The 4768-nt window shown below is 65.3% G+C and carries 5 protein-coding genes; all 5 read right to left on the bottom strand.

The window, feature by feature from the left end:
* Nucleotides 1-232: 232 nt before the first annotated feature.
* Nucleotides 233-1435 (bottom strand): sensor domain-containing diguanylate cyclase, encoded by a 1203-nt coding sequence (locus MTR66_RS20825; protein ID WP_243924607.1) that lies wholly within the window; start codon nucleotides 1433-1435, stop codon nucleotides 233-235.
* Nucleotides 1436-1654: 219 nt separating this feature from the next.
* Nucleotides 1655-2176 (bottom strand): DUF1993 domain-containing protein, encoded by a 522-nt coding sequence (locus MTR66_RS20830; RefSeq protein WP_243924610.1) that lies wholly within the window; start codon nucleotides 2174-2176, stop codon nucleotides 1655-1657.
* 51 nt (nucleotides 2177-2227) lie between these two features.
* The gene (locus MTR66_RS20835; protein WP_243924612.1) at nucleotides 2228-3343 is read right to left on the bottom strand and encodes a GGDEF domain-containing protein; all 1116 of its coding nucleotides are present in this window, start codon (nucleotides 3341-3343) and stop codon (nucleotides 2228-2230) included.
* A gap of 270 nt (nucleotides 3344-3613) precedes the next feature.
* Nucleotides 3614-4357, bottom strand: a complete 744-nt coding sequence (locus tag MTR66_RS20840; RefSeq protein ID WP_243924615.1) for a peptidylprolyl isomerase — start codon at nucleotides 4355-4357, stop codon at nucleotides 3614-3616.
* Between the two features lie 27 nt (nucleotides 4358-4384).
* Nucleotides 4385-4768, bottom strand: a 384-nt coding sequence (locus MTR66_RS20845) for a GcrA family cell cycle regulator (RefSeq protein ID WP_243924617.1), incomplete at its 5' end; no start/stop codon positions are given.

Consider the following 4768-nt stretch of genomic DNA (forward strand, 5'->3'; position numbering starts at 1 on the left):
ATGAGCCATTTTGCCTCAAACCTCGATGGCGTGATTAACAGGTCCTGAGCCTAGGAAACTTCGGAGCGGGTTCCGGCGGCAGTATGGAAGTATAGTCCGCCGTTCGGATCGTGCACGCCGCGAACCGCCGGGCTTCCGAAACGGGAGCGCGGTGGGTCTGGCTGAGATCCGGTTTTCCGGCACGATGGATGCTGCAACAAGTTCAGCATGGCGCGGGGTGAGACCCGCTTGCTCAGGCGTTGACGGCCAGGCAGGGCGGGGAGGCATCCTCGCGCGGGATGCGTCTGCGGGAGGCGACGACGCGATTCTTGCCCGCTTCCTTGGCGGCGTAGAGCGCGGCATCGGCCACGGGGACAACATCGGCGGTGTTGCCTGCCGTCTCGGGCACGCAGGCCACGCCGAAGGAGGCGCTGATCGGGGCGCCGTGGACTTCGGACAGGTTCTCGATGCGCATGCGCAGCATCTCGGCTTTGGCGGTGGCATCCTCGATGCTGCAGTTGGGCAGGATCACCATCAGTTCCTCGCCGCCGTAGCGGGCCACCACGTCGGAGGGGCGCAAGGCGCCGACGAGTTGCCCGGCGACATCGCGCAGCACGGCATCGCCCTTGGCGTGGCCATACTCGTCGTTGAGGCGCTTGAAGTTGTCGAGATCAATCATCAGCACCGATGTCGCACTGCCGGTGCGCTCGGCCAGGCTGATGTAGCGTTCGAGCGAATCTTCCATGTAACGCCGGTTGTAGAGCCCGGTCAGCGGGTCGCGCAGCGACTGGGTGTGCAGCTTCTCGCGCAGCGCTATGTTCGAAAGCGCCAGCGACATCGAATCCGTCAGCGCGCGTGCGATCCGGCGCATATCCCGCAGGTTTTCGTAAGCGTCGCGCTGGTAGTGGGTGAGGATCAGCAGGCCGAAGACCTGACCGCGCGCCATCATCGGCATTTCCACCGATACGCCCGGGCCCACCGGGTGCATGCAGCACAAGGTGCCGTTCTCGGCATCGTTGATGTGCGCCTTGCCGCGCTTGACCGCCCAGCAATTGCTCGGGAGCAGCGAGGCGGCCGGTTCGGGCTTGTCCTTCCCGCCCCAGGACTTGGTAAGATCGAGACGGTCGCGCGAATTGTTGAAGACGTAGAGAGCGCCGTCGAAATCGGGCAGGAGCCGCTGCGAGGCGGCCATCAGCACCGCGCCGGCCTCGTCGTGGTCTTCGGCGGCCTGGAGCATGTCCGTCATCGCGAACAGCTCTTCGATCTGGCGGGTGGTGTCCTGTGCCGTGTTGAACATGCGCAAATGCTGCGCCATCTCGTCCACCGCGCGGCGGCTGGCAACGCGCCCTACGGCGAGAATGAAGGTGGAGCAGCCCAGGGCTGTCCCGGCGGCGGCGTGCGCCGCGGCGCCGGTCAAGAGAATGGCTGCACCCGCGGCCAGGGCATTCAGCGCCATGATCGCATGCATGACATGCCGGACACCCCGGTTCTGCCGATTGTCTGGCGCTAGGATTCCCTCTTTGTGCACCGTTTCCCATTCCTTGTGATGGGCGGGCAAGGTAGTGCGAAGAAGTTAATGGAGAGTAATCCGCTAAGGAATATTCCTGATGCGATTAGATGACGGCAGGTTGTGCGTACCAACAGGAACAATAAATGAGGCGCTCTCAGCGCTGTTTTACGTCTTAATTCGCACTTGTCCGAGAAAGTCGCCCTTGCCGATGGGAAGGCCCTGATTGCGCAGGATCGCGTAGGCCATGCTGGTATGGAAGAAGAAGTTCGGCAGCGAAAAGCTGAGCAGGAAATCTGCCACGGTAAAGTCCATGCGCATCGTGCCGAATTCGAACCGCGTATCGTTCCCGGCCATGGCGTCCAGCTCGCCGGGGGCAATGGCCTGCAGGGCGGCGATCGTTTTCGAGAGTTCGGCGTGCAGCGAGGCGAAATCGGTGGGGGCGGGGTCCAGATCGGGGCCAAACACGCCCGCGCGCACAGCTTCGATAGCGCGGGCGGAATGGTGGCCGGCTTCGAAGACTTGCTTGGCGAAAGGCCACATGTCCGGCGCCAGCCGCGCACCGGTGAGGGCTTCGGCGGGCAGGCCCTGTTCTGTGCAATGGGCTTCCGCCCGGGCCACGAGCCCTGAAAGGCTGCCGAGCGCTTGCAGGCAAGTGGCGATAAAGGCGTTGTCCAGCGATACGGTCACAGCTCTCTCCCGGTTATCCAGGAGAGAAGGTAGGGCCCGCCTTGCCGCGGATCAATCGGGTTTGCTGGCTTTCAGCACGACATTGCGCCCGGCGTCCTTGGCCTGGAGCAAGGCATTGTCGGCCGCGCGCAGGGCCTCGCGGGCATCCCCAAAGGCATGGACATCGGCCACGCCCGCAGAGAGGGTGATCTGCCCGAAGGGCACGTCGGTCGTGCGGTTGATCAGTCTGCGGGCGGCGATCGCCTGGCGCGCTTCGTCGATCAGCGTGCAGGCATCCTCGATCATCTTGTTGCGCATCAGCACAACGAATTCCTCGCCCCCGTGGCGGGCGACGTGGCACTGGTCGTCGGCCATTGTCGCCAGCGATTGGGCGACCGTGCGCAGCACCCGGTCTCCGGCCTCGTGGCCATGCTTGTCGTTGACGCGCTTGAACTCGTCGATGTCGCAGAAGGCGACGCAGAGCGGCTCGCCGCTTTTGCGCGTGTCCGAATAGACCTGATTGTAGCGGGCCTCGAACGCGCGGCGATTGGGCAGGCCGGTAAGATGGTCGATCTCGGCCTCGGCCCGGGCATCGGCAAGCTGCTTTTGCAAGGTGCGGGTCTCGCGCTCCGAACGGGTCAGCTCGCGGGCCACCTCGCGGGTGCGCTCCAGCATGTGATGGGCCAGATTCGTGATCTGCTCGATCACGTTCTCGCTGGTGTCGATGGTGTCGAGGTCGCCGACGTGGGCTTCCAGCGCGGAATTGTAATCCGTGGTGGCGGTGCGGGCGACGCTGGCCGTATTGGCGAATTCGTCGATCGTCTTTTCAAGGCGCACGATCAGGGCATGGAGCTGGGCGGTTCCGCCGTCCGTGGCTTCCTCGCGCATGATCTCTTCGAGCCAGTCCAATGTCAGCGGCAGCCCTTCGGTCAGGCGCGCGGTCGCGATCGCCGCCAGCCTGGGCTTGCTGCCGGTCACGATGTCGTATGCGGCTTCGAGCGTGAAGGGATTGACGGGCAGTTCGTGCACCATCAGGAATTCGGAGATATCGGCCAGCACTTCCAGCTGCTGGGCGCCGTGGCCGCCAGGCCTGCCCGCAACGGGTTCTTCGCTCTGCGGTGCAAGCGGGGGTGTGCCCCCGTCAAGCGCATCAGGTTTGCCTCCGCCGAAGCCGAGCCAACGCCTCAAGCCCCCCCGGGCCATGCTGGGATCATGTGCCGTCATGTTACGGTTAACGGCGGCAGCGCCCATCTTTTAAGATTGGCGCCTGCATAAATTGTATTTTCCAGTCCAATTCGGCCGGTTGATTGCCGCTGTGCTTTCAAAGGTATCAGTAAAGCAGGTAAGGAATACGCGAATATCCCTATCTGAAAATTTACGTTCTGCTTGATCCGGGGGTTCGTTGCAGGTGCGTGCGATTCGCTGCATGCGCGAACGGGCACGGCTGCGAGTGTGCCGTTACGGAGCGGCCGGGCTGGGGGGCGGACTGGGGGCTGGGGAGGGGGCCGGAGCTTCCACCCGGCGGGCGCTGACGATCTTGACCTCGTTTTCGAGGATATCGCCCTTCATCACGCCTTCTCCCTTGGTGGCCGATCGCGGCATGTTCCAGATCGCCCGGACCACGTCCATGCCGCCCGCGACATGCCCGAAAGCGGCAAAGCCCGCGCCGGGGTCTTCGCCGGTGTTGCCCTTGGCCGCGTCGAGCGCGGGCATGTCGGACAGCAGGATCATGAAATCGGCGGTTGCAGTGCCGGGCGCGAAGCGGGCCATCGAAATCGTGCCTGCCTTGTGCAGGATGCCGGTCTGGCTGGTCGGTTCGTGCGCGACCGGGGGCAGCAGTTTTGCCCCGTCCCGCACGCCGCCTTGCAGCAGTCCGGCAGGCTCGTCGCTGTAGCCCAGGTGCATGGCGCGGTAGAAGACGGCGCCGTCCATCCGCTTGCCGTCCACATACTTGAGGAAGTTCGCGGTGGTGAGCGGGGCGTGCGTCTTGTCGAGATCGAGCGTGATGACGCCCGCGCTGGTGGTCAGTGCGACATAGACATGCTCGGCAGGGGCGGCTTGTTCGGCCGGTGCATGTTCCGCCGTTTGCGGAAGCGGGGCCGCCGCGGGGGCGGCCTCGTCCTGCGCGGCCAGCGGCGCGGCGGCAAGTGCGAGGCTGGCCGCCAGTGTGGCCGCCAGCCATGTGCAGGCCCGCCGTTTCATGCCCGTCGTGTCACGCCGCACCCCGGATCAGCGGACGCGCGGGCCGCCGAAGGGCAGGGGCGGAGGAGGACGGCGTGCGCCGCGCGGAAGCTGCGCCTGATAGGCCCGGCCGCAGTGTTCGACACAGTAAGGGAAACCGGGGTTCACCTTCTCACCGCAGAAGTGGAAGTCTGGCTCGCCCGGGTGGCCCATCGGCCAGCGGCAGATGCGGTCGTTGAGATCGAGCAGGCTGGTCTTGTCGGCAATCTCCGGGCTCGGCTTGGCCGGAACCAGACGGCGCGGCGGTGCAGGCGGGATCGGCGCCTGCTGATCGCCCGGGCCCTGACGCAGGAAGCCGCCGGGGCCGACCGAGATGATGCGCGGCTGCGGCTGGGCCGGAGCCTCCGCAGCGGCCTTGTCCGCAGCAGGAGC

Source organism: Novosphingobium beihaiense (assembly GCF_022832375.1).
In the GTDB taxonomy this organism is placed as follows: domain Bacteria; phylum Pseudomonadota; class Alphaproteobacteria; order Sphingomonadales; family Sphingomonadaceae; genus Novosphingobium; species Novosphingobium beihaiensis.